This is a genomic window from Amycolatopsis methanolica 239 (genome assembly GCF_000739085.1).
GTDB lineage: Bacteria > Actinomycetota > Actinomycetes > Mycobacteriales > Pseudonocardiaceae > Amycolatopsis_E > Amycolatopsis_E methanolica.
Genome location: NZ_CP009110.1, coordinates 5,372,367 through 5,397,991 on the forward strand (window position 1 = coordinate 5,372,367; position 25,625 = coordinate 5,397,991).

Here is a 25,625-nt window from a genome sequence, read left to right on the forward strand (position 1 = left end):
TGGTACCACCGCGCTTCACCGGAAGGTGGGAGGAGCTCCCGGCGTGTCGGCGTAAGGTCAGGCGCTCTTCGGCGAGCGGCGGCTGCGCGCCGGGGTGGCGGCCGGCTTCTTCGCGGCCGTGCGCTTGGCCGGTTTGCGTGCCTTCTTCGCCTCGCTGACGCTAGCCTCCAGCGCGGCCATCAGGTCGACCACGTCGGTCTTGGGCGAGCGCCCCTTCGGCCGGGTGGTCTTCTTGCCCGCGATCTTCGCCTCGATCACCGATTCCAGCGCCTCCCGGTACTGGTCGGTGTACTTGTCCGGGTCGAACACCGGCTCGGACAGCGACTCGATGAGCGAGCCGGCCATGCTCAGCTCCTGCGGCCGCACCTGGGGCAGCTCGTCGCGCAGGAACCCGAAGTCGGGGGTGCGCACCTCGTCCGGCCACAGCATCGTGGTCATGACCATCACGTCGGCGTGCACGCGCAGCAGCGCGAGGGTCTCCCGCTGGCGCAGGGCGACCTTGGCGATGGCGACGTTGCCGGACTTGTGCAGCGCGTCGCGCAGCAGCACGTACGGCTTGACCGCGGCCTTCTGCGGCTCCAGGTAGTAGTGGCGGTCGAAGTGCAGCGGGTCGATGGCCTCGAGCGGCACGAACTCCAGCACGTCGATGACGTTGGAGCTGGACAGCGGCAGCTCCTTGAGGTCCTCGTCGGTGATGACCACCATCTCACCGTCGTCGGTCTCGTAGCCCTTGGCGATGTCGGCGTAGGGCACCTCTTCGCCGTCGATGGTGCAGAAGCGCTTGTACTGGATGCGCCCGCCGTCGGTGACGTGCACCTGGCGCAGGGACACGTTCTTGTTCTCGGTGGCCGCGTAGAGGTTGATCGGGATCGTGACCAGCCCGAACGACACCGAGCCCTTCCACATCGATCGCATCGCCGGGCCCTCCGCTCCGTGCCGACATAACCGCAGGTCGGACGTTACGCGAGAACCGGTCGCGCCACCAGGCGGGCAGCCGGCCGCAGCGGCGGCTCAGCCGCTGGTGGCGCGGGTGATGCGGCCGGCGAGCGCACGCAGGTGCGCGGCCAGTTCCGGCGGTTCGTGCACCTCGAACTCGCAGCCGAGGGCCAGCAGCCGGAACGCCAGCCAGTCGAGCGTGTCGGCGTGGGTCTCCACGCGGCAGGCGGCCGGGCCGGTCGCCGTCAGCTCGCCGGCGTTGCCCACCCGCGGGCGCATCTCCTCCAGGGGCGCGTGCAGGGTCACCACCGCCCGGTGCGTCGGCGCGGTGCGGTAGAGCTTCGCCGTGACGAAGGCCGCCGCGTCGTCGGCGGGCAGTTCGCGCGGGGTGGTGCGGGCGCCGGTGCCGTGGGGACGGCGGAGCGGAACAGGCGCCAGTCGTCGCGGTCGACGTCCCACGCCACCAGGTACCAGCGGCGGCCCGCGACGACCAGGCGGTGCGGTTCGGCCAGCCGGCGGGATTCGCGGCCCTCGCCGTCGCGGTAGCCGAACCGGACGCGCTCGTGGTTGGCGATCGCGGCGGCCAGCGCGGCGAGGTCCTCGGGAACGACCGGCGGGCCGGGATCGGGCATCGGCACGGTCGCCGCGCCGAGCGTGCGCACCCGGCGGCGCAGCCGCGAGGGCAGCACCTGTTCGAGTTTCGCCAGCGCCCTGGCCGAGGCCTCGTCGATTCCCGCCACCGCCTGCCGCGCGGCGGCGCGGAGGCCGACCGTGATCGCCACGGCCTCCTCGTCGTCGAGCAGCAGCGGCGACATCGCCGCTCCTGCCACCAGCCGGCAGCCGCCCTCGGCGCCCATCGTGGACTCCACCGGGTACCCGAGCCCGCGCAGCCGGTCGATGTCCCTGCGGATCGTCCGCGTGCTGACCGCGAGCCGCGCGGCCAGCACGGTGCCCGGCCATTCGCGCGGTGTCTGCAGCAGGGACAGCAGTGTCAGCAGCCGCGCCGGGGTGTCCGTCATGGCTCCGGAATGCGACCGATCGGTGACGGAAACTGACCTAGTTCATCATCTCCTCAGCAACACGACCCCACCGATCACCGTCCGGACGAACTAGGCTGTTGCGGTGGCGGGCACACTTCCGAGCGAGCTCACCAGTTTCGTCGGCCGGCGGCAGGAGCTCGCGGACATCCGGCGGCTGCTGTCCGCCGCGCGCCTGGTGACGCTGACGGGAGTCGGCGGGGTCGGCAAGACCAGGCTCGCGGTGCGGGCCGCGGTCGGGTTGAAACGCGCGTTCCCGGACGGGGTGCACTTCGCCGAACTCGCGGACCTGGACGACCCGGCGCTGCTGACGCAGACCGTCGCCACCGCGCTCGGCCTGCGGGACGAGGCCGTCGAGCCCGCGGACCGGCTCGCCCAGTTCCTCGGCGACCGCCAGGTGCTGCTGGTGCTGGACAACTGCGAGCACCTCACCGACGCGTGCGCGACGCTGATCGGCAAGCTGCTCGCGGCGACCAGCGGGCTGCGCATCCTGGCGACCAGCCGTCAGCGGCTCTCGGTCGAGGGCGAGCACCTGCTGCCGGTGGAACCGCTGAGCCTGCCCGACCGCAGCGGCACCACCGAGGGAACCAGCGGCTGGGAAGCGATGGCGTTGTTCGCCGACCGCGCAGCCGCCGTGTCGCCGGGGTTCGCGCTCACCGCCGAGAACGAGGCGCTGATCGCGACGATCTGCCGGCACGTCGAGGGGCTGCCGCTGGCCATCGAGCTGGCCGCGGTCTGGTTGCGCACGCTCTCGCTCACCGAGCTGAACGACCGCCTGGCCGACCGGTTCGGGCTGCTGAGCGAAGCCTCCCGCACGGCGCCGCCGCGCCAGCAGGGCCTGGAGGCGCTCGTCGACTGGAGCTACCGGCTGTGCCTGCCCGCCGAGCAGCGGGCGTGGGAACGGCTGTCGGTGTTCCGCGGCGGGTTCGACCTGCCCGCGGCCGAGTTCGTGTGCGCGGGCGACGAGATCGGCGGCGACTCGCTCCTCGGCGTTCTCGCCGGGCTGGTCGACAAATCGGTTCTGGTACGGGTGCGGGAGACCTACGGGCACAACGCGCGCTACCGGATGCTGGAGACGCTCGCCGAGTTCGGCGCGGCGCGGCTCGACGAGAACGGTGATCCGGCCGGTTCCACGCGGCGGCACCGCGATTTCTACCGCGAGCTCGCCCGCCGGTTCACCGAGGAGAAGATCACCTCGCGTCAGCAGGAGTGGATCTCCCGCATGCAGAGCGAGCACGCGAACCTGCGGGCGGCACTGGAGTCGTGGCTGGAGGAGCCGGACCCGCGGCCGGCGCTGGAGATGGCGGGGAACCTGTCGACGTTCTGGATCGCGGGCGGGCACCTGCTGGAGGGCAGCCGGTGGCTGGACCGCGTGCTCGAACTCGGCGGCGACCCATCACGGGAGCGGGCCCGCGCGTTGCACGCGTCGCTGCTCACCTGCACGTGGCTGGGGGTGCGGCGGGGGTTCGCCGGGCGGCTGCGGGAGTACCGGTCGATCGCGGCGGAGCTGGACGACCCGCTGATCAGCGTGGAGTTGCTCGTGTGCGAGGGGGTGAGCCGCTACTTCCTGGGCGATCCGCGGCGGGCGTGCGCGTTGCTGGAGGAGGCGCACGAGGCGTGCCGGGCGGCCGGGCACGACGGGCTGGCGTTGCAGATCCTGCCGTACCTGGCGCTGGCGCGGTTCGTGCTCAGCGAGCCGAACGCCGAGGAGGCCGGCGAGCAGGCGGTCGAACTCTGCGCGGCGCACGGGAACCCGCCCTGGTACACCGCGCTGGCGGTGTGGGTGGTGGGACTGGCGCTCTGGCGGCGCGGCGACCTGCAGCGCGCGGAACGCCTCCAGCGCGACGCGATCCGCCTGCGCGAACCGGCGGGTGATCATTCCGGGATCGCGCTGAGCCTGGAGTCGCTGGCCTGGTGCGCGGCGTCCGACCGGCGGTACAACCGGGCGGCGCGGCTGCTCGGCGCGGCCGCGACCGCGTGGCGCTTGTCCGGCGCCGGGCGGATCGAACCGGCGCTGCAGCAGGTTTCGCAGACGCACGCCGCGCTCCCGGCGCGCGAGGCCCTGGGACGGCGGGTGTTCGAGCAGGAGTACGCGCGCGGGGCGTCGATGACGTTCGACAGGGCGGTGGCGTTCGCCCTGGACGAGCGGCGGATGTCGGCGGCGCCGGCCAGCCCTTCGCGCAACCCGCTGACCGCCCGCGAGTCGGAAATCGCCGCGCTGGTCGCGAAGGGACTGAGCAACCGGCAGATCGCCGGGCAGCTCGTCATCTCCCAGCGGACGGCCGAAACGCACGTCGAGCACATCCTCGCCAAACTGGGGTTCACTTCGCGCAGCCAGATCGCTGCTTGGGTCACGGCTAATGAGGCGTGATTTTGTGGCGGGGGTTTTTGTTGGCGGCTTGAGTTGCCGGGTGGCTCCCTGTGCTGCGGGGTGAAGGCATGAACGGACCGTTCACCAGCGGGTGACTGGACGATTTCGTAGGCGCCGAAGGCATGAACGGACCATTCATCGCCACACCACTGGACCTCTCACCCGCCACCCAAGCCATGAACGGTCCATTCATTCCCACACCACCAACCCCCTCGCGCGAGCCACCCGAGCCCCACCGCGGGTTCACCCCACCTCCACCCGCTCCCGCCGCCCCGCGCGGCCGATCCGCCCGAGACGCGCCGGCACGTCGAGCCCGACCAGCAGCGCCGTCAGCACCGTCAGCCCGGCCGCGAGCCACCCCAGCGCCGGCCCCAGCCCGATGTGCCCGGCCACCTGCGCGCCGAGCAGCGGGGCGACCGCGCCGCCGAGTGCGCCGACGTTGTAGGTGAACCCGAGGCTCGCCGCGCGGATGCGGGTCGGGAAGTGGTCCCCGATGTACTTCGGCAGCAGCCCCGATGTCCCGGAACTGGTGCCCTGCAACACGAACAGCAGCAACCAGACCAACACGATGCTGCCCGAGCCGAGCGCGAACGCCGGGAACACGAACACCAGCGACAGCAGCAGCCCGCCCACGTACGTCGCGCGCGTGCCGAACCGGTCGCCGACCACCCCAGCCAGGCACGAACCGGCGGCGTACCCTAGCCCGGCCCAGGTCAGCGCGTTGGCCACCTGCCCGGCGTTGTAGTGCAGCTCCGTCTTCAGGTACGTGGGCAGCAGCGACTGGATCGGCCACGAGTACAGGAACGCGCAGAACACGGTGAGCATCAACCCGACCGCCACCGGCCACGCGCGGCCGCTGATCTGCACCCCGAACACCACGAACCCCACCACGCACAGCGCGATGTACAGCGGATACAGGCTCCCCGCGTGCCCCGAGAAGATCAGCACCAGGCAGGTCGCCAGCACCACCGCCACGACCACGTCGAGCGGCGCCCGCCGCCGGTTCAGCAACGCCGTCGCGCTCGTCGAGCCGCCTCCACCAGAACCGACCTCCTCGGCCCAGTCCTTCGCCTCGGGCAACGTGCGCCGCAGCCACAGCGCGACGAACACCGGCAGGATCCCGAACCAGAACAGCCACCGCCAGCCGAAGCCCGGCACGATCAGGTCGTAGGCACGCGCGGCGAGCACGGTGCCGATCGGGTACGCCGACAGCAGGAACCCCGTCGCCCGGTTGCGCAGGCCCTTCGGCCAGCTCTCCATCACATACGTGCTGCTGGAGCCGTACTCGCCCGCCATGCCGAGGCCGACGACGACCCGGAAGACGAACAACGACCAGTAGTCCCAGGCGAACCCGCACAGCGCCGTGCCGACCGCGTAGAGCACGATGGACGCGATCATCGCCGGGCGGCGGCCGAAGCGGTCGCCGAGCGCGCCCAGCGCGAGCCCGCCCAGCCAGCGGGACACGAACGCGGCCGACACCAGCGTGGACGCGGTGGCCAGCGACAGGTCGAACTCGTCGCGCAGCTCGGTGAGCACCAGCGTGATGATCACGAAGTCGAAGCCGTCGAGCAGGTAGCCGAGCCACGCTGCGCCGAACACCTTCCACTGGCCCGGACCGAGCCGGCGGTACCACGGGTTCATGTTCCTTACCTCTTCATCGAGGGCTAGTCGTGGGACGTTGGACGTCGTATGATGCTGCGGACGTTAGCCGACGATTCCGGATGGTGGCAAGAGTGCGGACACTGCGCAGCCAGGAACTGGCCGATTCGATCGTCGAGCTGATCGACCGGCGGCGCCTCGGGCCCGGCGATCCCCTGCCCCCGGAACCGCGGCTGATGGAGGAGTTCGGCGCGGCCCGCAACTCGGTCCGCGAGGCGCTGCGCACCCTGCAGGCGCTGGGCATCGTCGAAATCCGCCACGGCTACGGCACGTTCGTCGGCGCGGCGAGCATGACCGCGCTGAGCCCGTCGCTGCTGTTCCGCACGCGCGCCCGGTCGCGCGACGACCTGAGCGGGCTGCGCGATCTGCTGGAGGTCCGGCAGATCCTGGAGACCGAGCTGACCCGCAAGCTCGCCCGGCAGCGCGACGGCGAACTGCTCGAGCAGCTCGCCGAGCGGGTGCGGCGGATGTCCGACCCGGCCACCGCCACGGCCGCCGACGGCGAGTTCCACGAGCTGATCTGCACCGCGGTCGGCAACGAGCTGGCCGCCGAGCTGATCCGCCTGTTCTGGAGCGTCTACCGGCAGGCCGAGGCGCTCATCGGAGCGCCGCGCACGCCGTCGGACGCGCTGGTCGCCAAGCACCAGCGGATCGTCGACGCCATCACCGGCGGCGATCCGGAGGCGATCGACGACGCCGTGCGCCACCACTTCGACGAGGTCCGGAGCCGGCTCACCTGATTGTGGCGTATTCGATTTTCGCCCGTAACGAGTGAAGTCGGGTGGACGTCCGCACCGCTGCGGGAGGAGCCTGGGCCCCAGGAGACGAAGGGGTGGGGCGATGGCGACAGTGGCCGAGCAGATGGTACGGATCCTGCGGGACAGCGGTGTGCGCCGCATCTACGGGGTCGTCGGCGACAGTCTGAATCCGGTCGTGGACGCGGTGCGCCGCACCCCCGGCATCGAGTGGGTGCACGTCCGGCACGAGGAGACGGCGGCGTTCGCGGCGGCCGCGGAAGCGCAGATCACCGGTCAGCTCACCGTGTGCGCGGGCAGTTGCGGGCCGGGGAACCTGCACCTGATCAACGGTCTCTACGACGCGCACCGCAGCGGCGCGCCGGTGCTGGCGATCGCCTCGCACATCCCGTCCAACCAGATCGGCACCGGGTTCTTCCAGGAGACCCACCCGGAGCAGTTGTTCGCCGAGTGCAGCCACTTCAGCGAGCTGGTGTCCCAGGCGGACCAGATGCCGCGGCTCTTGCGGATCGCGATGCAGACCGCGGTCGGGCGCGGCGGGGTGTCGGTGCTGAGCATCCCGGGTGACGTGTCGGAGCGGCGGGCCACCGGCTCCGGGGCCGAGTCGGTGCACGTGGTCGAGCCGTCGCCCGTGGTGCCGCGGGAGGCGGCCATCGCGGAGCTGGTCAAGGTGCTCGACAGCGGCGAGAAGGTGATGCTGTTCGCCGGCGCCGGCTGCCGGGACGCGCACGACGAGGTGATGGCGCTGGCCGGCCGCCTGCTCGCGCCGGTGGGCCACTCGCTCGGCGGCAAGGAGTGGATCCAGTTCGACAACCCGTACGACGTCGGCATGAGCGGGCTGCTCGGGTACGGCGCGTGCTACGACGCGATGCACGAGGCGGACCGCGTGGTGCTGCTGGGCACGGACTTCCCGTACGACGGGTTCCTGCCGCAGGCGCACACGGTGCAGATCGACACGAACCCGGCGCACCTCGGCCGCCGCACGCCGCTGGACCTGGCCGTGCACGGCTCGGTGAAGGAGACGCTCGCGGCGGTGCTCCCCCGCCTGCGGCAGCGCACCGACCGGTCTTTCCTGGACCGCATGCTGCACGAACACGCGCGGCGGCTGGAGAAGGTGGTCGACGCGTACACGAAGGCCATCGAGCACCACACGCCGATCCACCCCGAGTACGCGGCCGCGGTGCTGGACGAGGTCGCCGCCGACGACGCGGTGTTCACTGTGGACACCGGAATGGGCAACGTGTGGGCGGCGCGGTACCTGACGCCGAACGGGCGGCGCCGGGTGATCGGCTCGTTCCGCCACGGCAGCATGGCGAACGCGCTGCCGCACGCCATCGGCGCCGCGCTGTCCTCGCCTGGCCGCCAGGTGGTGTCCATCTCGGGCGACGGCGGGCTGGCGATGCTGATGGGCGACCTGCTAACGCTGTCGTTGTACGACGTGCCGGTGAAGGTGGTGCTGTTCAACAACGCCTCACTGGGCATGGTGAAGCTGGAGATGCTCGTGGACGGCCTCCCGTCCTACGGCACGGACCACACGCCGGTCGACTTCAGCGCGATCGCCGCGGCGTGCGGGATCTGGTCCACGCGGGTCGACCACCCGGGCGAGGTGCGGTCGGCGCTGACGAAGGCGTTCGAACACCAGGGGCCCGCGCTGGTCGAGCTGACCACCGACCCCAACGCGATGTCCATCCCGCCCAAGATCACGAGCGAGATGCTGCGGGGCTTCGCGCTGGCCGCGAGCAAAACGGTGCTGAACGGCGGGGTGGGCAAGATGGTCGAGCTGGCGCGCAGCAACCTGCGGAACATCCCGCGCCCCTGACGCCCCTGTCCGCGGCCGGATCCGGGCCACCGGGCCGAGGGATGGTTCACCAAGCCCGGGTCGGCCCGGCTTGGTTCCGACGGGGCCGAGTCGATCGGGTGGGTCTGGGACCACCCTGGTCGCAACCGCCCCGGGGGGGCGGCGGGGTCGCACAAACCACCCGCCAAGAACGGCTGCCGCTACCCTGCCCGTCGGACCGTTCGCAACAACCTCCACGGAGTGGGCGAGCGCGGGCCGCCGGTTGACCGAAGTGCCGCATGTGGGACTGGCAGCCCGCAGCTAAGGTCGGCTCGTGCTGGTTCTGCGTTCGATCGGACTGTTCGTGCTGGCGGCGCTCGCCGAGATCGGTGGCGCCTGGCTCGTCTGGCAAGGCGTCCGCGAGCACCGCGGGTGGATCTGGATCGGCGCGGGTGCGATCGCGCTCGGGTTGTACGGCTTCGTCGCCACCCTGCAGCCGGACGCCAACTTCGGCCGCATCCTCGCCGCCTACGGGGGTGTGTTCGTCGCGGGCTCGCTGGCCTGGGGCGTGGTCGCCGACGGGTACCGGCCCGACCGGTTCGACGTCATCGGCGCGCTCATCTGCCTCGCGGGCGTCGCGGTGATCATGTACGCGCCCCGCGGCTGAACATCGTTTCACCGCCGCGTAGGCCACAGTGGACACGGCTGGCCCGGTCCGGAGGGGATGGACGGCCTGCACGAGCGCGACCGCTGGCGCCGCCTGCTCACCGAACACGGCGTCCCCTCCGACCCCCACGACCTCCAGCTACCGCGCCGGGCGGTCGTCGTCCACCCCGGCGCCGCCTTCGGCAGCAAACGCTGGCCCGCCGAACGCTTCGCCACCGTCGCCCGCGCGCTCCGCGCCGCTGGTCACCGCGTGGTGATCACCGGCAGCACGTCCGAACAGGACCTCGCCGCCACCCTCGCCGTGCCAGCGGACCGCCTCGCCGGGCGAACCGGCCTGCTCGACCTCGCGGGTTTGCGGGCCGCCGGAAGTGGTAGCCGGGAGCGGACGAAGGGAGGCGATCGTGCCGGACGAGAAGCACGACGAGCTGGCCGAGTCGAAGCAGGCGCTGGCCGAGGCGAAGGAAGCGGCGCGGGACGCGAAGCTCACGCGACCCCACGAACAGGCCGAGCAGGAGGGCGCCCCGGCCGAACACCCGCCCCACCAGGAGGACGACGACCGCTTCTCCCCCTCCTGAGGGGCTCGGGCCTACGAACGCACCGCCGCGGCGACCTCGGCCACCAGGCCCGGCTCCGCCTCGTACGGCAGGTAGAGCGTCGCGCGGGTGAACAGATCGCCGTAGCGGCGCCGGACCTCGGCCGCGACCTCGTCGGGCTTGCCTACCACCGCGATCGCGGCCAGCAACTCGTCGTCGACGAGCGTGCCCATCCGCTCCCACTCGCCGCGGCGGGACAGCCGGTGCAGCTCGTCACCCAGCTCGCCCCGGTCGTGCAGCTCCAGCACGCCCCGGTAGGCCGGCGTCGATCCGTAGAACGCTATCTGCCGCCGCGTGTCCGCGAGCGCGGCGGCGATCCCGGCGTCCGTCCGGCCGGTCACCACCATCGGCGAACCCACCAGGTCGAAGCCGTCCAGCGAGTCCCGCCCGGACCGCAACGCAGGCACCGTCACCTCGCGCAGGTACCGCTCGGTGGTGAACCCGTGACACAGGAAGCCGTCCGCGACCTCGCCCGCCACGCGCGTCATGCCCTCCCCCACGCCCGCGAGCAGCACCTTCGGCGGGCCGTACGGGTGCGGCGGCGGCGTGAACATCGGGGTCATCACCGTGTGGGTGTAGAACTCGCCCCGGAAGTTGAGGCACGCACCGGTCTGCCAGCTGTCCCAGATCGCCCGCAGCGCCAGCACGAACTCGCGCATCCGGGCGGCCGGTTGCGACCACGGCATCGAGAACCGCCGGGTGACGTGCGTCTTGATCTGCGTGCCAAGGCCGAGCAGCAGCCGTCCGCCGGACAGTTCCTGCAGGTCGTTCGCGATCTGCGCGACGGTCAACGGATTGCGCGCGAACGCCACCGCGATCGCCGTGCCGAGCGTGACGCGCTCGGTGACCGTGGAGCCGAGCGCGAGCGGCAGGAACGGGTCGTGCTTGACCTCGGTCGTCCACACGCCGTCGAAACCGTCGCGCTCGGCCCGCCGCATCGTCTCCCGGCAGTCGGCCGGGCTGGAGAACGGGACCGCGAAATCGACCTTCACCCGGCGAACGCTACCGCCTGCGGTTCCGGAACAGGCACTCCTGCGCGAGGCTCGCCAGCAGCACGCCGTCCCGCGTGCGCACGGTGCCGGTGTACCAGCCGCGGCCGCCCGCGACGCTCTGCGGCACCAGGTCCATGTGCACCCACTCGTCGAGGCGGCCCAGCCGGTGGAACCACACCGCGTGGTCCAGGCTCGACGACGCGGACGCCTCGTCGTTGCCGAAGGCCGCGACACCGGACGAGATGTCCGACAGGTAGGTCAGGACGCAGGCGTGGATGAGCGGGTTGTCGGGCAGATCGAGCTCGCAGCGTGCCCAGAAACGCGTCGGCCACTGGCCGTCCGGGTACGGCTGCGGCGGCAACGCGCCCTGCATCGAGAAGAGTCGCGGCATGCCGCCACCGGGCAGCTGCTCCGGGTCGCCCTCGGGACGCTCTGGGTGCGCCTCACGGTCCACGCCCTCCTCGCGGCGGTGGAAGGACGCCGACATGTTGAAGATGACCTCGCCGTTCTGCACGGCGACCACCCGGCGGGCGGAGTAAGAGCCGCCGTCGCGGTCCCGGTCGACGTGGAAGATCGTCGGGCGCGTCGCGTCACCCGGGCGGAGGAAGTAGCCGTGCAGCGAGTGCGGCAGCCGGTCCTCCGGCACCGTGCGCCCGGCCGCGGCGAGCGCCTGCGCGGCGACCTGGCCCCCGTAAAGCGGCAGGGGGTCGTCGAACACGAGGTTGGCGCGGTAGAGGTCGCGGTCGATCTCCTCGAGGTCGAGCAGGTCGGCCAGGGTGGGCTCGTCCACCGCTTTCTCACTGACGGCGTGCATTACCGCACGGTAATACAGGTGGCACGCGCGGGCAGGGCCGCTAGACAGGCATCACAACGCAGGCGGCGGCCGAACTCGGGGCGGCGCGGCCGCCGCTGAACCTGGGTCAGGCGGCGTGACGCTGTCCCTTCGCGACGGCGTCCTCGACGGCGCCGGCCAGCACGGCGTGGCCCTTGGCGGTGGGGTGGACGTCGCAGCCGCCGGTGGGCAGTGCGATCAGCAGGCCGGCCGCGCACGGGTCGCCGCCGGTGGACCGGGACGCCTCCTGGAACGCGCCGGAGCCGTCGGCCACGACGCCACCGAACCGCTGGGTGGGCCCGGCGAGTGCGCATTGAGGGCCTGGACCTGTGCGACCGCGGCCGGATCGCGGTAGTCGAGCGCGTAGTAGGAGACCAGCACCAGGTCGTGCCGGTACCGGGCCGCACCGCGCAGAGCCGCGAAGATGGTGGTCAGGTTGCGGCTGATCCGCTGCAACGCCACCTGGAACCGGCCCCGGTGCACTGGTCGGGTGTGGTTTGCTGGCACACGAACAGGTCGTTCGCGCCGATGTCGATCGTGACCAGCCGGGTGCGCGGGTGCGTCCTCAGGAACCGCACGGCGTACTCCAGCTGGGTGCCGGAGTAGCTGACGTGCAACGGGTAGATCGTCCGGTAGCCGAACGGGGACCCGACCGAGTTCTCGCAGCCGTTGCTCTGCGCCCCGGGGGTGATCATGCTGGCGGTCGTCTCACCCGGGCACGACGCGTTCGTCACGTTGGGCGAGTACCGCTCCGGGTAGCCCGCGAAGTTCGAGGCGTCGAAGTAGTCGGCGGGCGGAGTCACGGCGGGCGGACGGTCACCGAACGCGACCGAGTCACCGAGGGCGAGGTAGTCGTGCTGCCCGGCCGAAGCGGGCGTGACCGAGAACAGGACCAGCAGGAGCACCGCGCCGATCCACCCGAAGCGTCGCATCACGAAACCTCGTCGCCGCGTTGCGATGGCCCTCCATTTTCGCTCACCGCGCCGAGTCGCGCAGGGCACCGCGCTCGGTGGGACACTGATCCTCATGCGGCAGCTCGACGACGCCCAGCTGGCCGCGGTCGAGCGCCGCCTGGCCGACGCCGGTTGCCGTCTGCTCGCGGGCACCCTGGTGGATCCCGCGGGGGTGACGCGGGCGAAGTTCGTGCCGCCGCACCGGGCGCGGGACTTCCACCGCGCGGGCCTGGGCGCCTCCCCCAGCTGGCACGTGTTCTGCATCGACAACGCGATCGCGTTCACCCCAGAGCTGGGCGTGGTCGGCGACCTGCGCCTGCGTGCCGACCTGGACGCGCTCCGGATCCTCGGCGACGGGTTGGCCTGGGCGCCTGTCGGGGTGTCCACACAGGACGGTGAGCCGAGCGGACTGTGCGCCCGGAAAGCCCTGCACGAGGCGGAGAACGCGCTGGCCGACCACGGCATCGTCGCGCGCGCCGGGTGCGAGCTGGAGTTCGTGGTCACCGACGCCTTCCCGCACTGGAACGCCTACGGCCTCAACCTCGCCGCCGAGCCGTTCCTCGCCGACCTGGTCGACGCCGGCCTGCCCGTCGAGCAGATCCACAGCGAGTACGGCGCCGGGCAGTTCGAGTTCTCCCTCGCGCCGGCGAGCCCGGTCGAAGCCGCGGACGAGGTCGTGCTCGCCCGGTTGCTGACCAGCCGCATCGCGCGGCGGCACGGGTTTTCGGTCTCCTTTTCGCCACTGCCCTTCGCCGGCGGCAGCGGGAACGGCGCGCACCTGCACGTTTCCCTCGCGCGCGACGGCGTTCCGCTGCTCTCCGGCGGCGACGGCCCGCATGGCCTGACCGCCGACGGTGCCGCAGCCATCACGGGGATCGTGACCGGCCTGCCGGAAACCCTCGCGGTGTTCGCCGGCTCCGTCCTGTCCGGACACCGGCTCCAGCCGGACACCTGGTCCGGCGCCCACGCGTGCTGGGGCTGGGAGAACCGGGAGGCGGCCGTGCGGTTCTGCGCCGCCACCGCGGGCAACCCGCACGGCGCGAGCGTCGAGCTGAAGTGCGCGGACCCGTCGGCCAACCCGTACCTCGCGCTGGCGACGCTGCTCGGGCTCGCCCTGGACGGCATCACCCGGCGGTTGCCGTTGCCCGGGGAGGTCACCCGCAACCCGTCGGAACTGCCGGACGTTCCCCGGCTGCCCGACCCGGCCGCCGCACTGGACGCGTTCGTGGCGTCCCCGCTCGCGCGGCGGCTGCTCGGCCCGGAAATCGCCAGTGCGCTGACCGCGGTGCGCCGCCACGAACTGGACACCTACGGCAAGGCGGAGATCGACGTGCTGACCGGGAAGTTCAGGTACACGTGGTGAGCGCGCTCGCCGAGCACGTCGCCGCCGCCCCGCTCGTGGACCATCACGCGCACGGCGCCTTCACGGTCGAGGTGGAACGGGCCGAGTTCGAGGGGCACCTCAACGAGGGCTCACCCGCCCCGATCCCGCCGTGGATGACGCAGTTCGACTCGCAGCTGGGGTTCGCGGTGCGGCGATGGTGCGCGCCGGTGCTCGACCTGCCCGAGCACGCGCCGGCCGACGAGTACTGGAAGCGACGCACGGAGCTGGGCGTGGACGAGGTGACGCGGCGGTTCCTCGGCGGCGCCGGCGTGAGCGACTGGATCGTCGACACGGGGTACGCCACCAGTTCGCTGCTCGGGCTGGAGGGCATGGAGTCGGCCTCCGGCGCGCGGGCGCACGAGGTGGTGCGGCTCGAGGCGCTGGCCGAGGAGCTCGCGCTGGACAACGTGTCCGGACGCGACTACGCCGACGCGTTCACCGCCCGGCTGGCCGCGCGGGCCGAGAACGCGGTGGGGGCCAAGTCGATCCTGGCCTACCGCACGGGCTTCGACATCGACCTGACCCCGCCGTCACCGGCCGAGGTGACGGCGGCGGCGGACCGGTGGCTGGACACGGGGGGCGACGAGCCGCGGCTGGACGACGAGGTGCTGATCCGGTTCGGCCTGCACGCGGCGATCGAGCGGGGCCTGCCGCTGCAGCTGCACACCGGGATCGGCGACCGGGACCTCGACCTGCACCGCGTCAACCCGTTGCACCTGCTGGACTTACTGCGCGCGACGTCGGACGTGCCGATCCTGCTGCTGCACTGCTACCCGTACCACCGCGAGGCCGGGTACCTGGCGCAGGCGTTCCCGAACGTGCACTTCGACGTGGGGCTCGGCATCAACCACACGGGGGTGCGCAGCGTGGCGGTGGTGGCGGAATCGTTCGAACTGGCGCCGTTCGCGAAGCAGCTGTACTCGTCGGACGCGTGGGGGCCGCCGGAACTGCACTACCTCGGCGCGCTGCTGTGGCGCCGCGCGGTGACGACGACGTTCGGCCGGTGGGTCGCCGACGACGACTGGTCGGAAGCCGACGCGCGGCGCGTGGTGAACATGATCGCGCACGAGAACGCTCGGCGCGTGTATCGGCTGTGAGCGGCGCGGTTTACCGGCCCAACCGCATTGCGACGCGGCGGCCCGGGAACTCACCAGCCCTGGCCGCGCAGCCGGTCGAGCAGGCGGCGGTCCCGCTTCGTCGGGCGGCCCGCTCCGCGCTCACGGCGGGCGACCGGCGTCAGGGCTTCCGGCGGGGGCGCCGGGGTGCGGTCGATGTAGCACGTGGCCGCGTCGGGGGCGCCCACCCGCTTTTCGATGACCCGCACGACCTCGACGATCCGCGTCCGGTCATGGACACGCGCCCGCACCGTGTCGCCGGGGTGGACGCCCGTCGCGGGCTTGGCCGGGCGGTCGTTGACCCGCACGTGCCCGCCGCGACAGGCCGCGGCCGCATCGGATCGGGTCTTCGTCAGACGGACCGCCCACAGCCAGCGGTCCACGCGCGTGGACTCCATGGTCATCCATCTTGCCTCGCCGGCGCCTTGACCGGCAGGATCGCCGCCAGCCCGGCAGCGAGGATCAGCACGATCCCCGCCATGCCGGCGCGCTGGCTGTCGAAGATCGCGATGAACCCGCTGAACGCCAACGGCCCCAGGAAGCTCACCGCCCGCCCGGTGGTCGCGTACAGGCCGAACGCCTCGCCCTCCCGCTCCGGCTCGACGATCCGCGCCAGGAACGTCCGGCTCGCGGCCTGCGCCGGGCCCAGGAACACCGACAGCGCCAGCCCGCACACCCAGAACGTCACCTTGCCGGGCAGCACGGTCAGCGCGACACCGATGATCACCAGCGCGATCAGCGACGTCACGATCACGGTCTTGGGCCCGAGGCGGTCGTCCAGCCGGCCACCGCTGACCGCGCCGATCCCGGCGGTCACATTCGCCACGATCGCGAACATCACGACCTCGGTCTGGCTGAACCCGAACGTCCCGGCCGCGACCACCCCGCCGAACGTGAAGATCGCGGTCAGGCCGTCACGGTAGATCGCGCTCGCGGCGAGGAACCACAGCGTCCGCCGGTCGGTCCGCCACAGGTGCACCAGCCGCTTGACGAGCACCTTGTAGCCGGCGAAGAAGTTGCCCCTGGCCTGCTCGCGGGACGGCGGGTTCTCCGGCACGAACAGCAGCACCGGCAGGGCGAACACCAGGAACCACACCGCGACGAACAAGGCCACCGCGCGGATGTTCAGGCCGTCCTCGGAGGTCACGCCGAACAGCCCGACGTCCGGCTGCACGAACGCGAACAACACGATCGCGAGGGCGATGACGCTGCCGAAGTAGCCCATGCCCCAGCCGAACCCGGACACGCGGCCCATCGTCTTCGGCGTGGACACCTGCACGAGCATCGCGTTGTAGTTGACCTCGGCGAACTCGAAGAACACGCTGCCGACCGCGAGCAGGACCAGCCCGGCCAGCAGGTAGGACGGCTCGTCCTGGACGAAGAACAGCCCGGCCGTGCAGGCGATCGCGATGGCGCTGTGGATCCCGAGCCAGAGCTTGCGCCGGCCGCCGACGTCGCTGCGCTGCCCGGTCACCGGGGCCAGCAGGGCGACCGCCACACCGGCGATCGTCAGCGCGACGCCAAGCGCTTGCGAGCCGCTTTCCGTGTCGGCGGCGACACCGTCGGTGAGGTAGACGGAGAAGACGAACGTGAGGATGACGGCGCTGAACGCCGACGCTCCCCAGTCCCAGAACGCCCAGCTCAGCACGGCTTTGCGCGCGCCCGGCGAGGCCTTGGCGGTGACGGTCACGGCATGATTGTCCACGAGCCGGATGAACCGCTCCGCCCGGCCGGGTGAACGGCGTCACGCGGTGAAAGGGCGGGGCTGCGCACTCTCGCAATGGTTCGGCCACTCCACGCAGCAAGTCCGCCGCGGGAAGCGCGCCGACTGGCAAATGTTGACAACGTCACGGATGGTGCCCAGCGGTAACCCGGACGGCCCAATTGGCGATACCAGGGGTATCCGAAAGATCGCGGGAGGGGTTTCGCAGTGAGTTTGGGCCAGTCCAAGACTCCGGTCACCGACCGTCCGGTCTGGCTTGTCCTGACGGCGGTGTTCGCGGCGACCGCGGCGGTGCAGGTCTACCTGGCGCTCGCCATGTCCGTGTGGTTGTCCGGCGTTCTGGCGATCGTGCTCGCCTTCGCCGCGGCGGGATCACTGGCCGCCGCGGCGAAGGCGGTGCCGATCACACGTCGAAGTCGACCGTGAGCGCGTCGGACACCGGCAGCGACTGGCAGGTCAGCACGAACCCGTCGGCGACCTCGCTCTCCTCGAGCGCGAAGTTGCGGCGCATGTCCACGGCCCCGGCGGTCACCTTCGCCCGGCACGTGCCGCACACGCCGCCCTTGCAGGCGAACGGCAGGTCCGGCCGCGCGCGCTGAGCGCTGTCCAGCACCGGCACGTCCCGCGGCACGGCGAGCGTCGTGGCGCGGCCGTCGAGGATGATCGTCGCCTTGGTGACGACTCCGTCGAGCGGCTTCTCCTCGTGCCGCACCGGCTCCGGCGGCACGTCGTCCACATAGAACAGTTCCTGGTGGATCCGCGAAGCAGGCACTCCGGCCGCGCGCAGCCGGTCCTGCGCCACCGTGACCATCCCGAACGGCCCGCACAGCCACCAGTGCCCGACCGCCGACACGTCCGGGAACAGCGCCAGCAACGCGGACAGCTTCTCGCCGTCGAGCCGTCCGGTGAACAGTTCCGCCTCGCGCGGCTCGCGGGACAGCACGTGCACCAGCTCGAGCCGGTCCGGGTAGCGGTCCTTCAGGTCGGCCAGCTCGTCGGCGAACATCACCGTGTCCGTGCGGCGGTTGCCGTACAGCACGGTGACCGTCGCCGCCGGGTCGCGCAGCACCGTCGCCGCGATCGACAGCACCGGCGTGATGCCCGAGCCGGCCGCGATGAGCACGTGGTGCTCCGGCACCGAAAGATCGGGCGTGAAGTTCCCGGTCGGCGTCCCGACCTCGATCTTGTCGCCCGGCCGCACCTGGCGCACCAGCCACGTCGAGAACAACCCGTCCGGCACCTCGCGCACCCCGATGCGCGGCTTGCTGCCCTCGGATGAGCAGATCGAGTACGACCGGCGCTCCTCGCGCCCGTCGATCGTCCGCCGCAGCGTGAGTGACTGCCCGGCACGGAACGCGTAGGCGGCCGCCAGCTCCGGCGGCACGTCGAAGGTGACCGCGACGGCGTCGTCGCACAGTGGCGTGACCTCGGCCACGGTCAGCGTGTGGAAGTCGCCCCGCAGCCTCGATTTGGTGCTCGCGGTCACCTCAGATCTCCTTGACGTGCTCGAAGGGTTCATCGCAGGACCGGCAGCGCAGCAACGACTTGCAGGCGGTGGCCCCGAACTCCGACACCAGCTCGGTGTCCGCCGACCCGCACCGCGGGCAGGACACCCGGCGCACCGGCGGGCTCAGCGTCAGCGGGATCGGGCCGGCCGGCCGCCGCGGCGCGCTGCCCGGCGGCGCGATACCCGCCTCGGCCAGCGCCCGGCGGCCCCGCTCGCTGATCCAGTCGGTGCTCCAGGCCGGCTGCAGGACCGTGCGGACCTCCACGCGCGAGTACCCGGCGCCCTGCAGCGCGTGCACCAGGTCGTCGCGCATGGTGTCCATGGCCGGGCATCCGGTGTAGGTGGGCGTGATCGACACCGTCACCGCGCCGTCCTGTTCGGACACTTCGCGGAGCACGCCGAGGTCGGCCAGCGTCAGCATGGGCAGCTCGGGATCGCGGACGGTCTCCGCGACAGCGCGGGCGCTCACCATGTCGCCTCCGGATGGGCGCGGGCGACGCTCTGCAGCTCGGCCAGCAGGTAGCCCATCGCCTCGGTGTGCCGGCCGCCCCGCCCGGTCTGCCCGTTGACCCCGGCCTTGCCCGCGATCTCCGGGCGGGCCAGGGAACCAGCCGCGAACACCTGCGCCAGCACGTCGTCGAACTCCTCGCGCACCGAAGCCGGGTCCACCGCGACACCCGCCGCGGCCAGCCGCGACTCGGTCTCGTGCGGCACGAACAGCTCGTCGAGGAACGGCCAGATCCCGTCCAGTCCGGCCTGCATCCGCTCGTGCGAGAACGCGGTGCCGTCCCCGAGCCGCACGGCCCACTGCGCCGCGTAGTCGCGGTGGTAGGTCAGCTCCTTGACGCCCTTGTCGGCGATCGCGGCGAGCACCGGGTCCACCGACGACCGCAGCCGCTGGAACAGCGCCAGCCGCCAGGTCGAGAACACCAGCAGCACCGCGATCAGCTGCCCGAAGTCGCCGCGCTCCAGCTCGGCGAGCCGGACGTTGCGGAACTCGTGCTCGTCGCGGAAGAACGCGTAGTCGTCCTCGCCGCGGTCGGTCCCGTCGGCCTTGCCCGCGCGGGCCAGCAGCAGCCGCGCCTGGCCGAGCAGGTCGAGGCCGATGTTGGCGATCGCGACCTCGTCCTCCAGCTCGGGCGCGCGGGTGCACCACTGCTGCAGCCGGTGCGAGAACACCAGCGCGTCGTCGCCCAGCATCAGGCAGTACCGCGCCAGGTCGTCACCGTCCACACCGGACGGAACCGAGGTGTCGACCCCGGCGAGCGGGTCCTCGAACCCGGTGCCGAACGCCCACCGCGAGTCGTCGTGAGCGTCGATCAAAGCCTCGTAGGCGTTGTCAAAGGACATCATCAGCTCACATGTGGGGAACGTTGTCGGGGATGTCGTAGAACGTCGGGTGCCGGTACACCTTGTCGCCCGACGGCGCGAAGAACGGGTCCTTCTCGTCCGGCGAGGACGCGGTGATGTCGGCGGCCTTGACCACCCAGATGCTGACGCCCTCGTTGCGCCGTGTGTACAGGTCACGCGCGTTGTGCAGGGCCATCTGGTCGTCGGCCGCGCGCAGCGACCCGACGTGCACGTGGTTGAGGCCTCGCTTGCCGCGCACGAACACCTCGTACAGCGGCCACTCGCTCTTGCTCACTTCGCCTCCGCCATCTTGCGCGCGTGCGCGGCCGCGGCCTCGCGGACCCACGCGCCGTCCTCGTGCGCCTGCCGCCGCCGCGCCAGCCGCTCGGTGTTGCACGGGCCGTTGCCCGCGACGACCTGCTTCATCTCGTCCCAGTCGACCTGGCCGAAGTCGTAGTGCCCGCGGTCGGGGTTCCACTTCAGGTCCGGGTCGGGCAGGGTCACGCCGAGCGCCTCGGCCTGCGGCACCGTCATGTCGACGAACCGCTGGCGCAGCTCGTCGTTGGTGTGCCGCTTGATCTTCCACGCCATCGACTGCGCGGTGTTGGCCGATTCGGCGTCCGGCGGGCCGAACATCATCAGCGACGGCCACCAGAACCGGTTCACCGCGTCCTGCACCATGTCCCGCTGCGCCTGCGTGCCCTTCATCATCGTCATCAGCAGCTCGTAGCCCTGCCGCTGGTGGAACGACTCCTCCTTGCAGATCCGGATCATCGCCCGGGCGTACGGCCCGTACGAGGACCGGCACAGCGGCACCTGGTTGCAGATCGCGGCGCCGTCGACGAGCCAGCCGATCGCGCCCACGTCGGCGAAGGTCAGCGTCGGGTAGTTGAAGATCGACGAGTACTTCTGCCGCCCGCTGATCAGCTTCTCGGTCAGGTCCCCGCGGTCCGCTCCCAGCGTCTCCGCGGCCGAGTACAGGTACAGCCCGTGCCCGGCTTCGTCCTGCACCTTCGCCAGCAGGATCGCCTTGCGCCGCAACGACGGCGCGCGGGTGATCCAGTTGCCCTCCGGCTGCATGCCGATGATCTCGGAGTGCGCGTGCTGCGCGATCTGCCGGATCATCGTCTTGCGGTAGCCCTCCGGCACCCAGTCCCGCGGCTCGATCCGCTGGTCCTTTTCGATGGTGTGCTCGAAGTGCCGTTCGAGGTCCTGCTCGTCGAGCGTGGCGGTCATCAGTTCTTCTCCTTGGCAACCAGGGTGAGCACGTCGTACTTGGCGACGGACTCGCCCGCGGAGTTGGTCACGTCGGCGTCCCAGCGCACCTCGCCGTAGTCGGCGTTCTCGCGCGGGGTGATCTGCTTGGCGGTCAGCGTCACGGTCAGCTCGTCGCCGGGCTTGACCGGGGTGAGGAACCGCAGGTTCTCCAGGCCGTAGTTGGCCAGGACCGGTCCCGGCTCGGGCGAGACGAACAGGCCTGCCGCGAACGACACGACCAGGTAGCCGTGCGCCACGATGCCGCCGAACAGCGGGTTCGCGGCTGCCGCCTCGGGGTCGGTGTGGGCGTAGAAGGTGTCGCCGGTGAACTCGGCGAAGTGGTCCACGTCCTCCTGGGTCACGGTGCGCGGCCCGGCCACCACCGAGTCGCCGATCTTCAGCTCCGCCAGGGACTTGCGGAACGGGTGGACGTCCTCGGTGTTGCGCGGCGCGCCCTCGACCCAGCGACCGGTGACCGCCGACAGCACCTTCGGGCTGCCCTGCACGGCCGTGCGCTGCATGTGGTGCAGCACGCCGCGGATGCCGCCCATCTCCTCGCCGCCACCGGCGCGGCCAGGGCCTCCGTGCACCAGGCCCGGCATCGGCGAACCGTGGCCGGTCGATTCCTTCGCGTCGTCGGCGTCGAGCACGAGCAGGCGGCCGTGCCACGGGGCCACGCCGAGCACGACCTCGCGGGCGAACTGGGCGTCGCCGGTGACGACCGACCCGGCGAGGCTGCCCTGGCCGCGCGCGGCGTAGCCGATGACCTGCTCGACCGAGGTGTAGGGCATCAGCGTGGAGACCGGGCCGAAGGCCTCGACCTCGTGCGGCTCGGCGCGGTCGGCGTCGCCCTTGAGCAGCACCGGCGAGATGAACGCGCCGCGCTCGGCGTCGGCGTCGACCACGTCGACCCGCTCCGGGTCACCGAACACGATGCTGGAGGCGTCCTGCAGCGCCTTGAGCGAGCGGCGGACCTCCTCGCGCTGCTCCAGGCTGGCCAGCGCGCCCATGCGGACGCCCTCCGCCGAGGGGTTGCCGATCTTGACCTTCGCCAGGCGCTCGGCGGCGGCCTCGGCCACGTCGTCGAGCAGCTCGGCCGGCACGAACGCGCGGCGGATCGCGGTGCACTTCTGTCCGGCCTTGACGGTCATCTCGGTGACCAGCTGCTTGACGTAGAGGTCGAACTCGGCCGTGCCGGGCCCCGCGTCCGGGCCGAGGATCGAGCAGTTCAGCGAGTCGGCCTCGGCGTTGAACCGCACAGCCTGGCGCACGATCACCGGGTGCGTGCGCAGCTTCTGCGCGGTCGACGCCGACCCGGTGAACGACACCAGGTCCTGCTCGGTGAGGTGGTCCAGCAGGTCGCCGGCGCTGCCGGAGATCAGCTGCAGCGTGCCCTCGGGGATCAGACCGGATTCGATGATCAGCTCGACCACGCGCTCGGTCAGGTACGCGGTCTGGCTGGCCGGCTTGACCAGGCTCGGCACGCCGGCGAGGAACGCCGGGGCGAACTTCTCCAGCGGGCCCCACACCGGGAAGTTGAAGGCGTTGATCTGCACGGCGACGCCCCGCAGCGGGGTGGCGATGTGCTGGCCGAGGAACGTGCCGCCCTTGCTCAGGGGCTCCACGTTGCCGTCGACGTAGACGGTGTCGTTGGGCAGCTCGCGCTTGCCCTTGCCGGAGTAGGCGAACAGCACACCGATGCCGCCGTCGACGTCGAACTTCGAGTCGCCGAGCGTGGCGCCGGTCTTCGCGGACAGCTCGTACAGCTCGTCGCGGTGCTCGCGGAGGTGGGAGGCCACGGCTTTGAGCAGCGCGGCCCGCTGGTGGAAGGTCAGCTCGCGCAGGGCAGGTCCGCCGACGCGGCGGCCGTGGTCGAGCGCGGCGGCCATGTCGATGCCGGCGGAGGAGATCCGTGCGACCTCGGCGCCGGTGACCGCGTCGTGCAGAGGCACCCCCTCGCCCTCCCCGGTCCGCCAGCCGCCGCTGACGTAGCTGCGCAGCATCCTCGTCGACTGCTGGGCCATCGTTCCTCGCTTCCCCGGATTAACCAACCGAACGTTCAGGAAGTCATGGTAGCGTCTCGACATGGCCGACGAAAGCACCAGTGACGTTGTTTCCGTTTCCCGCGAAGGCGCCGTGGCCACCGTGACGATGCTCCGGCCCGCCCTCACCGGCGAACTGAAGACCGAGCTGCGGGACGCGCTGGAGCGGGTGGCGGCCGACGATTCGGTCCGCGCCGTCGTGCTCACCGGCACCGGCCGGGCGTTCTGCGTGGGCCAGGACCTGGCCGAGCACGCCGACGCGCTGCGCGCCGACCCGGCCACGGCGTTCGCCACCATCGACGAGCACTACAACCCGATCGTCACCGCGCTGGCGACCATGCCGAAACCGGTGGTCGCGGCCGTCAACGGCACGTGCGTCGGCGCCGGGCTCGGGTTCGCGCTCGCCTGCGACCTGCGGGTCACCGCGGACACCGCGAAGTTCGGCACCGCGTTCACCGGGATTGGCCTGACCTGCGACTCCGGGCTCTCCGCCACCCTCGCGCGCGCCGTCGGCGCGGCCAGGGCGAGCGAACTCGTCCTGCTCGGCGAGACCTTCACCGCCACGCAGGCCGCGGAGTGGGGCGTCGCCGGACGCGTCGTGCCGCCCGACGAGGTGGCCGCGACCGCCGCCGCCCTGGCGGCCCGCCTGGCCGCGGGCCCCACGCGCGCCTACGCGGAGGCCAAGCGCGCGCTGACCGCGTCCTGGGGCGCACCGCTGCCGGAAGTCCTGCGCCTGGAAGGCGAAGCGCAGGCGCGGCTCGGGCTCACCGACGACCACCGCGGCGCCGTCGAGGCCTTCCTGAGCAAGTCGAAGCCGGGGTTCCAGGGGTCTTGACAGTGCCGAGGCCGGACGCACATTATTAACCGTCCATTCGGTCAGTAACGACGGAAGGCAGTGCTGCCGTGTCCCAAGCCGCGCAGGCGATGTTCGCCGACGACGTCGCGTCGAAGTCGCTCGGCATCGAACTCGTCGAAGCCGACGGTGGCCGGGCGGTCGCCCGCATGACGGTCACCGAGCAGATGGTGAACGGGCACGCGATCGCCCACGGCGGGTACATCTTCCTGCTGGCCGACACGACGTTCGCCTGCGCGTGCAACAGCCACGGCCCGGTGACGGTCGCGGCGGGCGCCGAGATCTCGTTCGTCGCCAGCGCCCGCCTCGGCGACCACCTGGTCGCCACGGCCGAGGAACGCACGCGCTACGGGCGCAACGGCATCTACGACGTCACGGTGCACCGCGAGACCGACGCCGGGCGCGTAGTGATCGCCGAATTCCGCGGCCGCAGCCGCACGATCGGGAAGAACTGAGGAGCCGGTCCCCATGACGACCATGCACAGCGACGTGCCCCACGCGAAGCGCCTCGGCACCGCGCCCGCGCCGGACGACCTGACGGCCGCCGAGCGGATGAGCGTCGACGAGCTGCGTGCCACCCAGCTGGAACGTCTGCAGTGGACACTGCGGCACGCGTACGAGAACGTGCCATTCTACCGCCGCAAGTTCGACGAGGCCGGGGTGCACCCGGACGACTGCCGCGAGCTGTCGGACCTGGCGAAGTTCCCCTGCACCACCAAGCACGACCTGCGGGACAACTACCCGTTCGGCATGTTCGCCGTGCCACAGGAGCAGGTACGCCGCATCCACGCCTCCAGTGGCACCACCGGTAAGCCGACCGTGGTCGGCTACACCGAACAGGACATCGACACGTGGGCGACGGTGATGGCCCGCTCGATCTACGCGGCGGGCGGGCGGCCGGGGCACAAGGTGCACGTGGCCTACGGCTATGGCTTGTTCACCGGCGGGCTCGGCGCGCACTACGGCGTGGAGAAGCTGGGCTGCACCGCGATCCCCGCGTCCGGCGGCATGACCGCCCGGCAGGTGCAGATCATCACCGACTTCCGGCCCGAGGTCATCATGGTGACCCCGTCGTACATGCTGACGCTGCTGGACGAGTTCGAGCGCCAGGGCCTCGACCCGGCGAAGTCCTCGCTGCGGGTGGGCATCTTCGGCGCGGAACCGTGGACCGAGCAGATGCGGCGCGAGATCGAGCAGCGGATGGACCTCCACGCCGTGGACATCTACGGCCTGTCCGAGGTGATGGGGCCGGGTGTCGCGCAGGAGTGCGTGGAAACCAAGGACGGCCTGCACATCTGGGAGGACCACTTCTACCCCGAGGTGGTCGACCCGGTCGACGGGAACGTGCTGGCCGAGGGTGAGACGGGTGAGCTGTTGTTCACCTCGCTCACCAAGCAGGCCATGCCGGTCATCCGCTACCGCACGCGGGACCTGACCGCGCTGCGCCCCGGCACCGCGCGGCCGGCGTTCCGGCGCATGGACAAGGTCACCGGCCGCAGCGACGACATGATCATCCTGCGCGGGGTCAACGTGTTCCCGACGCAGATCGAGGAGATCGTGCTCGCCACCGAGGGCCTGGCGCCGCACTTCCAGCTGAAGCTGACCAAAAAGGACCGGATGGACCACCTCACGGTGCTGGTGGAGGTCCGGCACGACACCGCGGCCGAGCGCCGTTCCGGCGCCGCCGCGGAGATCGCCGCGCGGATCAAGGACGGCGTCGGGATCAGCGTCGGTGTGGAGGTGCTCGATCCGGACACGCTGGAACGGTCGATGGGCAAGCTGCGCCGCGTGATCGACCAGCGCCCGCCGGCCTGAGACCGCTT

General features: G+C 71.6%; 25 protein-coding genes and 2 pseudogenes. 12 read left to right on the top strand and 15 right to left on the bottom strand.

What is annotated here, in order from left to right; translation table 11 throughout:
* Positions 1-57 precede the first annotated feature (57 nt).
* On the bottom strand, positions 58-915 hold the full coding sequence (gene ku / locus AMETH_RS26105; protein ID WP_026153379.1) for a non-homologous end joining protein Ku: 858 nt from the start codon (positions 913-915) through the stop codon (positions 58-60).
* A 96-nt stretch (positions 916-1,011) separates the two neighbouring features.
* Positions 1,012-1,955 (bottom strand): annotated as a pseudogene (locus tag AMETH_RS26110) (helix-turn-helix transcriptional regulator).
* A 103-nt stretch (positions 1,956-2,058) separates the two neighbouring features.
* On the opposite strand from AMETH_RS26110, the gene AMETH_RS26115 reads away from it, so the two are divergent.
* Positions 2,059-4,344: an ATP-binding protein gene (locus tag AMETH_RS26115; RefSeq protein WP_017984141.1), complete on the top strand. Its 2,286-nt coding sequence runs from the start codon at positions 2,059-2,061 to the stop codon at positions 4,342-4,344.
* A 243-nt stretch (positions 4,345-4,587) separates the two neighbouring features.
* Here AMETH_RS26115 and AMETH_RS26120 read toward each other — a convergent pair whose 3' ends face one another.
* Entirely contained in the window at positions 4,588-5,985 is a 1,398-nt protein-coding gene (locus AMETH_RS26120) for a sialate:H+ symport family MFS transporter (protein ID WP_017984142.1), read from the bottom strand.
* Between the two features lie 92 nt (positions 5,986-6,077).
* Here AMETH_RS26120 and AMETH_RS26125 point away from each other — a divergent pair, with 92 nt between their 5' ends.
* The 5 genes and pseudogenes from AMETH_RS26125 (at position 6,078) to AMETH_RS38195 (ending at position 9,776) form a co-directional block, all read left to right on the top strand.
* Entirely contained in the window at positions 6,078-6,743 is a 666-nt protein-coding gene (locus AMETH_RS26125; RefSeq protein ID WP_017984143.1) for a FadR/GntR family transcriptional regulator, read from the top strand.
* 100 nt (positions 6,744-6,843) lie between these two features.
* Entirely contained in the window at positions 6,844-8,577 is a 1,734-nt protein-coding gene (locus tag AMETH_RS26130) for a pyruvate dehydrogenase (RefSeq protein ID WP_017984144.1), read from the top strand.
* A gap of 292 nt (positions 8,578-8,869) precedes the next feature.
* A complete protein-coding gene (locus AMETH_RS26135; RefSeq protein ID WP_017984145.1) occupies positions 8,870-9,202 on the top strand; it encodes a YnfA family protein in 333 nt (110 codons plus the stop codon).
* A 57-nt stretch (positions 9,203-9,259) separates the two neighbouring features.
* Positions 9,260-9,544, top strand: a pseudogene (locus AMETH_RS37330) (glycosyltransferase family 9 protein); the annotation flags it as partial.
* Positions 9,545-9,602: 58 nt separating this feature from the next.
* On the top strand, positions 9,603-9,776 hold the full coding sequence (locus AMETH_RS38195; RefSeq protein WP_017984147.1) for a hypothetical protein: 174 nt from the start codon (positions 9,603-9,605) through the stop codon (positions 9,774-9,776).
* 11 nt (positions 9,777-9,787) lie between these two features.
* Here AMETH_RS38195 and AMETH_RS26140 read toward each other — a convergent pair whose 3' ends face one another.
* The 4 genes from AMETH_RS26140 to AMETH_RS40815 form a co-directional block, all read right to left on the bottom strand.
* A complete protein-coding gene (locus AMETH_RS26140; RefSeq protein WP_017984148.1) occupies positions 9,788-10,786 on the bottom strand; it encodes a TIGR03617 family F420-dependent LLM class oxidoreductase in 999 nt (332 codons plus the stop codon).
* A 10-nt stretch (positions 10,787-10,796) separates the two neighbouring features.
* Entirely contained in the window at positions 10,797-11,600 is an 804-nt protein-coding gene (locus AMETH_RS26145) for an acyl-CoA thioesterase (RefSeq protein WP_017984149.1), read from the bottom strand.
* A gap of 106 nt (positions 11,601-11,706) precedes the next feature.
* On the bottom strand, positions 11,707-11,892 hold the full coding sequence (locus tag AMETH_RS40810) for a hypothetical protein (RefSeq protein WP_017984150.1): 186 nt from the start codon (positions 11,890-11,892) through the stop codon (positions 11,707-11,709).
* Positions 11,893-12,049: 157 nt separating this feature from the next.
* Positions 12,050-12,550, bottom strand: a complete 501-nt coding sequence (locus AMETH_RS40815) for a hypothetical protein (protein WP_017984151.1) — start codon at positions 12,548-12,550, stop codon at positions 12,050-12,052.
* A gap of 94 nt (positions 12,551-12,644) precedes the next feature.
* Between AMETH_RS40815 and AMETH_RS26160 the strand changes: the two genes are divergently transcribed.
* A complete protein-coding gene (locus AMETH_RS26160; RefSeq protein ID WP_017984152.1) occupies positions 12,645-13,934 on the top strand; it encodes a type I glutamate--ammonia ligase in 1,290 nt (429 codons plus the stop codon).
* Positions 13,928-15,052 (top strand): amidohydrolase family protein, encoded by a 1,125-nt coding sequence (locus AMETH_RS26165; protein WP_017984153.1) that lies wholly within the window; start codon positions 13,928-13,930, stop codon positions 15,050-15,052. The genes AMETH_RS26160 and AMETH_RS26165 overlap by 7 nt, the downstream gene beginning before the upstream one ends.
* Positions 15,053-15,102: 50 nt before the next feature.
* Here the strand turns inward: AMETH_RS26165 and AMETH_RS26170 are convergent, their stop codons facing one another.
* Both AMETH_RS26170 and AMETH_RS26175 read right to left on the bottom strand, forming a co-directional pair.
* Positions 15,103-15,468: an RNA-binding S4 domain-containing protein gene (locus tag AMETH_RS26170; protein WP_020422842.1), complete on the bottom strand. Its 366-nt coding sequence runs from the start codon at positions 15,466-15,468 to the stop codon at positions 15,103-15,105.
* 2 nt (positions 15,469-15,470) lie between these two features.
* A complete protein-coding gene (locus tag AMETH_RS26175; RefSeq protein WP_017984155.1) occupies positions 15,471-16,760 on the bottom strand; it encodes an MFS transporter in 1,290 nt (429 codons plus the stop codon).
* Between the two features lie 240 nt (positions 16,761-17,000).
* On the opposite strand from AMETH_RS26175, the gene AMETH_RS26180 reads away from it, so the two are divergent.
* A complete protein-coding gene (locus AMETH_RS26180) occupies positions 17,001-17,219 on the top strand; it encodes a hypothetical protein (RefSeq protein ID WP_020486725.1) in 219 nt (72 codons plus the stop codon).
* Here AMETH_RS26180 and paaE read toward each other — a convergent pair.
* Genes paaE through paaZ form a run of 6 tightly spaced genes read right to left on the bottom strand, consistent with a single transcriptional unit; the run spans position 17,197 to position 22,910 of the window.
* Positions 17,197-18,279 carry a 1,2-phenylacetyl-CoA epoxidase subunit PaaE gene (gene paaE, locus AMETH_RS26185; protein WP_017984157.1) on the bottom strand — a complete coding sequence of 361 codons (1,083 nt, stop codon included), beginning with the start codon at positions 18,277-18,279 and terminating at the stop codon, positions 17,197-17,199. The genes AMETH_RS26180 and paaE overlap by 23 nt on opposite strands.
* A 1-nt stretch (position 18,280) precedes the next feature.
* A complete protein-coding gene (gene paaD / locus AMETH_RS26190; protein WP_017984158.1) occupies positions 18,281-18,772 on the bottom strand; it encodes a 1,2-phenylacetyl-CoA epoxidase subunit PaaD in 492 nt (163 codons plus the stop codon).
* Positions 18,766-19,650 carry a 1,2-phenylacetyl-CoA epoxidase subunit PaaC gene (gene paaC, locus AMETH_RS26195; protein WP_026153382.1) on the bottom strand — a complete coding sequence of 295 codons (885 nt, stop codon included), beginning with the start codon at positions 19,648-19,650 and terminating at the stop codon, positions 18,766-18,768. The genes paaD and paaC overlap by 7 nt, the downstream gene beginning before the upstream one ends.
* 7 nt (positions 19,651-19,657) lie before the next feature.
* A complete protein-coding gene (gene paaB, locus AMETH_RS26200) occupies positions 19,658-19,945 on the bottom strand; it encodes a 1,2-phenylacetyl-CoA epoxidase subunit PaaB (RefSeq protein WP_017984160.1) in 288 nt (95 codons plus the stop codon).
* Entirely contained in the window at positions 19,942-20,886 is a 945-nt protein-coding gene (paaA, locus tag AMETH_RS26205) for a 1,2-phenylacetyl-CoA epoxidase subunit PaaA (RefSeq protein WP_017984161.1), read from the bottom strand. Before paaA ends, paaB begins: the two co-directional genes overlap by 4 nt.
* Positions 20,886-22,910, bottom strand: coding sequence for a phenylacetic acid degradation bifunctional protein PaaZ (gene paaZ, locus AMETH_RS26210; protein ID WP_017984162.1), 2,025 nt, complete (start codon positions 22,908-22,910; stop codon positions 20,886-20,888). The genes paaA and paaZ overlap by 1 nt, the downstream gene beginning before the upstream one ends.
* 82 nt (positions 22,911-22,992) lie before the next feature.
* Between paaZ and AMETH_RS26215 the strand changes: the two genes are divergently transcribed.
* From AMETH_RS26215 to paaK, 3 genes are all read left to right on the top strand, one after another.
* Positions 22,993-23,784: an enoyl-CoA hydratase/isomerase family protein gene (locus AMETH_RS26215; protein ID WP_017984163.1), complete on the top strand. Its 792-nt coding sequence runs from the start codon at positions 22,993-22,995 to the stop codon at positions 23,782-23,784.
* An 89-nt stretch (positions 23,785-23,873) separates the two neighbouring features.
* On the top strand, positions 23,874-24,257 hold the full coding sequence (gene paaI, locus AMETH_RS26220) for a hydroxyphenylacetyl-CoA thioesterase PaaI (protein ID WP_017984164.1): 384 nt from the start codon (positions 23,874-23,876) through the stop codon (positions 24,255-24,257).
* Positions 24,258-24,270: 13 nt separating this feature from the next.
* The gene (gene paaK / locus AMETH_RS26225; protein WP_017984165.1) at positions 24,271-25,617 is read left to right on the top strand and encodes a phenylacetate--CoA ligase PaaK; all 1,347 of its coding nucleotides are present in this window, start codon (positions 24,271-24,273) and stop codon (positions 25,615-25,617) included.
* Positions 25,618-25,625 lie beyond the last annotated feature (8 nt).

Bases quoted from the DNA above. Each gene is read 5' to 3' on its own strand.
- ku (WP_026153379.1), bottom strand. From the start codon at position 915: ATGCGATCGATGTGGAAGGGCTCGGTGTCGTTCGGGCTGGTCACGATC.
- AMETH_RS26120 (WP_017984142.1), bottom strand. From the start codon at position 5,985: ATGAACCCGTGGTACCGCCGGCTCGGTCCGGGCCAGTGGAAGGTGTTC.
- AMETH_RS26130 (WP_017984144.1), top strand. From the start codon at position 6,844: ATGGCGACAGTGGCCGAGCAGATGGTACGGATCCTGCGGGACAGCGGT.
- AMETH_RS26145 (WP_017984149.1), bottom strand. From the start codon at position 11,600: ATGCACGCCGTCAGTGAGAAAGCGGTGGACGAGCCCACCCTGGCCGAC.
- AMETH_RS40815 (WP_017984151.1), bottom strand. From the start codon at position 12,550: ATGCGACGCTTCGGGTGGATCGGCGCGGTGCTCCTGCTGGTCCTGTTC.
- AMETH_RS26160 (WP_017984152.1), top strand. From the start codon at position 12,645: ATGCGGCAGCTCGACGACGCCCAGCTGGCCGCGGTCGAGCGCCGCCTG.
- AMETH_RS26170 (WP_020422842.1), bottom strand. From the start codon at position 15,468: ATGGAGTCCACGCGCGTGGACCGCTGGCTGTGGGCGGTCCGTCTGACG.
- paaD (WP_017984158.1), bottom strand. From the start codon at position 18,772: ATGGTGAGCGCCCGCGCTGTCGCGGAGACCGTCCGCGATCCCGAGCTG.
- paaC (WP_026153382.1), bottom strand. From the start codon at position 19,650: ATGTCCTTTGACAACGCCTACGAGGCTTTGATCGACGCTCACGACGAC.
- paaA (WP_017984161.1), bottom strand. From the start codon at position 20,886: ATGACCGCCACGCTCGACGAGCAGGACCTCGAACGGCACTTCGAGCAC.
- paaZ (WP_017984162.1), bottom strand. From the start codon at position 22,910: ATGCTGCGCAGCTACGTCAGCGGCGGCTGGCGGACCGGGGAGGGCGAG.
- AMETH_RS26215 (WP_017984163.1), top strand. From the start codon at position 22,993: ATGGCCGACGAAAGCACCAGTGACGTTGTTTCCGTTTCCCGCGAAGGC.
- paaI (WP_017984164.1), top strand. From the start codon at position 23,874: ATGTTCGCCGACGACGTCGCGTCGAAGTCGCTCGGCATCGAACTCGTC.
- paaK (WP_017984165.1), top strand. From the start codon at position 24,271: ATGACGACCATGCACAGCGACGTGCCCCACGCGAAGCGCCTCGGCACC.